The 4,136-nt window shown below is 67.8% G+C and carries 2 protein-coding genes, 1 tRNA gene and 1 pseudogene; all 4 read right to left on the bottom strand.

From position 1 onward, the window contains the following. Positions 1–813: NTP transferase domain-containing protein (locus tag LQV45_RS19645; RefSeq protein WP_230008457.1), on the bottom strand; the 813-nt coding region annotated here is incomplete at its 3' end. Between the two features lie 43 nt (positions 814–856). Beyond that, positions 857–928, bottom strand: a tRNA-Gln gene (locus LQV45_RS19640). 971 nt (positions 929–1,899) lie between these two features. After that, positions 1,900–3,729: an ABC-F family ATP-binding cassette domain-containing protein gene (locus LQV45_RS19635; RefSeq protein WP_230008456.1), complete on the bottom strand. Its 1,830-nt coding sequence runs from the start codon at positions 3,727–3,729 to the stop codon at positions 1,900–1,902. A 72-nt stretch (positions 3,730–3,801) separates the two neighbouring features. Further along, positions 3,802–4,136 (bottom strand): annotated as a pseudogene (locus LQV45_RS19630) (4-(cytidine 5'-diphospho)-2-C-methyl-D-erythritol kinase); the annotation flags it as partial.

The raw sequence follows: 4,136 nt of genomic DNA, 5'->3' as shown, positions 1-4,136 counted from the left end.
ATCCACGACGGTCACGCCGGCGCGCATCCAGGCTTCGAGGGTGCGGCGGTTGAGTTCAGCGCCGAGCGCCGAGAGCTGGACGCGGTCGTTGGCGCCCTCCACCTGCCAGCGGTCGTCGGTGACGACGGCCGCGACGCGGCCGCCCGCGGCGCGGGCCAGGGCCAGGACATCGGTGAGGTACTTTTCGCCCTGGGCGTTGTCCGTGGTGACGTGGACCAGCGCGTCGCGCAGGACTGCGGCGTCGAAGGCGTAGATGCCGGAGTTAACCTCACGGATTTCGCGTTCGGCGCTGGTGGCGTCCTTGTGTTCGCGGATTCCCGTGACGGTTCCGTCTTCTGCGCGGAGGATGCGACCGTAGCCGGTGGCGTCCTCGAGCACGGCGGTGAGGACGGTGACGGCGTTGCCCTCGGCCTCGTGGGCGGCGACGAGCTCGCCGAGCAGGCCACCGGTGAGCAGCGGGACGTCGCCGTACGTGACCACGACCGTTCCGGCCAGCGGGTCTTGGGGGTCGAGCGTGTCGAGCGCTTCCAGTGCCGCCTCGACCGCGCGGCCGGTGCCGGGCACATCGTCCTGGTCCACAATCAGGGCTTTCGGATCGAGGGCGGAGACGTGGGCGGCCACGAGGTCGCGTTCATGCCGGACCACCAGGGCCAGCTCGCGGGGGCTGATACTGCGGGCCGCCTGGAGCGCGTGGCCGACCAGCGAGCGGCCGCCGATCTCATGGAGAATTTTGGGGGTACGGGATTTCATCCGGGTACCGGCCCCTGCAGCTAGGACGATCACGGCGGCCGGGCCAGTATTCTCGGGGCTCACGTATTGGCTCTCCTTGCTTGGTTGCGCGGTGTGTCTCGCCAAGTTCCGCCCATAGGACTCGAACCTATACTCCACGGCTCCAAAGGCCGGGGTGCTGCCATTACACCAGAGCGGACCGTGCCCAGGCTTGACCTGTGGCACGAGAATCAATTCTGCCACGAAGGTTGATGCTCGTGCGACTCAGCGCCGCGGAAGGAGCGGGCAGGCGCGGGAGGGCGGTGCGGCCAGCGCCACGGGACATGCCCATTCTTGGTCCGCGCGGCGGGACATGTGCCGCGGGATTCACGAGCTCCGCGGAACGTGCCTTCCGGGGTGTGCGCAGAGACCCCGTTCCCCACGCGGGACATGCCTAGTGTTGGAGCCGAGCAATGGACATACTGCCAATATGCCCATCTCTGGACGAGGGACATGCCCGGCGGGATTTCGCCCCTCCAGTGGACATGTCCAGTGTTGGTCCGCGCGGCCGGACATATGCCGCAGGAATCACGCACTCCGCGGGACGTGCCTTTTTGGGCGCGCAGAGACCTCGGCCCCTACGCGGGATGAGCCCAGTGTTGGTCCCGAGCAATGGACATGATGCCAATATGTCCAGTGCTGGTCCGCGCCGAGGGACATGCCCTGCGGGATTTGAGCCCTCCAAGGGACATGTCCAGTGCTGGCCCGCGCAAAGTGACATGTGGCGCAGGATTCACGCACTCCGCGGGACGTGCCTTCCCGGGCGTGCGCAGAGACCTCGGTCCCTATGCGGGATATGCCCAGTGTTGGTCCCGGACAATGGGCATAACGCCAATATGCCCATCCCTGGCCCGCGGCGAGGGACATGCCCGGCGGGATTTGAGCCCTCCAAGGGACATGTCCAATGCTGGCCCGCGGCGAGGGACATGCCCGGCGGGAATTGAGCCCTCCAAGGGACATGTCCAGTGTTGGTCCGCACCAAGGGACATGCCCAGCGGAAATTCAGCCCGCCAAGGGACATGCCCATCCCTGGTCCGCGGCGAGGGACATGTCCCGTGGGTTTTGAGGGCTGCGAGGGACATGTCCAGCGGTGGGTGCTCACGCTGGGCATGTCCCGGGGAGGGCAGGAGGCTACTCCCCCAGCACTTCCAGGGCTTCGAGCCATTCGAGTTCAAGGGCTTCGCGTTCCCCGGCCAGTTCCTGGAGTTTCGCGTTAAGCCCGGCGAGCTGGTCGAACTTGCTGGCGTCCCCGGCCCCGGCGGTCATCTGGGCGTGGATCTTGTCTTCCTGCTGCTTGAGTTTGCCCAGCTGGCGGTCGATCCGGTTCTTGGCCTTGCGGGCGTCGCGCTTTTCGGCCTCGGAAGGGCCGCTGGTGGCGGGAGTGGATCCCCCGCCGGCGGAGGTGACGGGGTTGCCGCCGCCTGTGATCGTGGAGCCGGCCATGGCCCCTTCCCGCAGTTCGAGGTACTGGTCCACGCCGCGCGGCAGGGCACGGATCTTGCCATCGCCAAGGAGCGCCATCTGGTGGTCCGTGACGCGCTCGAGCAGGTAGCGGTCGTGGCTGACGACGACGAGCGTGCCCGGCCAGCCGTCGAGCACATCTTCGACGGCGGCGAGGGTGTCGGTGTCGAGGTCGTTGGTCGGCTCGTCAAGCATCAGCACGTTCGGCTCCCCCACGAGCAGGCGCAGGAGCTGCAGCCGCCGGCGTTCGCCACCGGAGAGGTCCTTGACCGGGGTCCACTGCTTCTCGTTGGTGAAGCCCAGCTGCTCCACGAGCTGGCCGGCGGTGAATTCCTTGCCGCCGACGTTGAAGGAGCGCTTTTCCCGCTCGATCACTTCGATCACGCGCAGGTCCGAGACGTCGTCGAGTTCCTTGACCTCCTGGGTCAGGACCGCGGTGACCACCGTCTTGCCGCGCTTGACCTTCCCGGAGCTGGGCTGGATCTCACCGTTGAGGAGTTTGAGCAGGGTGGTCTTGCCGGCGCCGTTGACGCCCACGAGGCCCAGCCGCTCCCCGGGGGCGAGGCGCAGCGTGATGTTGTCGAAGAGCTTCTGCCCGGCCTCGCCGCCGAGGAAGTCCAGCGAGACGTGCTCGAGGTCCAGGACATCCTTGCCCAGCCGGGCGGTGGCCATCTTGCTCAGCGCCGTCGAGTCGCGCGGCTCGGGGACGTCCGCGATCAGGGCGTTGGCTGCCTCGATCCGGAACTTGGGCTTGGCGGTGCGGGCCGGGGCACCGCGCCTGAGCCAGGCGAGTTCCTTCTTCACGAGCTGCTGGCGCTTGCTTTCCATCACGGAAGCGGAGCGGTCGCGCTCGGCCCGGGCCAGGACGTAGGCGGCATAGCCGCCGTCGAACGGGTCCATGATGCCGTCGTGGATTTCCCAGGTCTTGGTGCAGACTTCGTCGAGGAACCACCGGTCGTGGGTGACGACGAGGAAGGCGCCCTGGTTGGCCCGCCAGCGGGTCTTCAGGTGCCGGGACAGCCACGCGACGCCTTCGACGTCGAGGTGGTTGGTGGGCTCGTCGAGCATGATGACGTCGTGGTCCTCGATCAGCAGCTTGGCCAGCGCCACACGCCGCTTCTGCCCGCCGGAGAGCGCGTGGACGTTGGCGTGCCAGTCGACGTCGGACACCAGCCCGCCCATGACTTCGCGGATCTGGGGATTGCGGGCCCACTCGTAGTCGGCCTGGTCCCCCACGATCGCGGCGCCGACGGTGAGGTCGCCGTCGAGCACGTCGCTCTGGTCCAGGTAGCCGATGTTGACCTCGCTGCGCTTGGTCACCCGGCCGGAGTCCGGGGTGGAGCGCATGGCCAGCAACCGCATCAGGGTTGACTTGCCGTCACCGTTGCGGCCCACCATGCCGATCCGGTCGCCCTCTTCAAGGCCGAGGGTAATGCCATCGAGGACGGTACGGGTTGCATACGAGACCGTGAGGTTCTCGCCGCCGAGCAGGTGTGCCACTGGGAACTGCTTTCTTAGGTGTATCGGTGAAGTGAAGCTGTGAAGTCATCGGATGCGATGCGTCAAAAGCTCCTAAAGGAGCGTATCGGAGATGATGCGGGCCCCGTGCACCGGCCCGTGCACCGCCATGGCGTCGAGGCTGTGGTGCCGCAGCTCTTCGGCGAGCCCGGCGGCCGCGGCGGGGCTGTGCGCGAGGAACGCGACGGTGGGTCCGGAGCCGGAGACGATGCCTGCGATCGCGCCGCAGGCCTCGCCGCGGCCCAGGGTCTCGCGCAGGCCCGGGGCCAGTTCGATCGAGGCGCGCTGGAGGTCGTTGACCAGCACGCGGCTCAGGGCGTCGGCATCGCCGCTGCGCAGAGCCGTGAGCACGCCGGGATCCACGGCGTCGGGTTCGTCCACCGCCAGGC

It is taken from the genome of Microbacterium sp. Bi128 (assembly GCF_918698205.1).
Note: the sequence above shows the minus strand (reverse complement) of the source record. Positions and strands in the feature narration are given on the sequence as shown.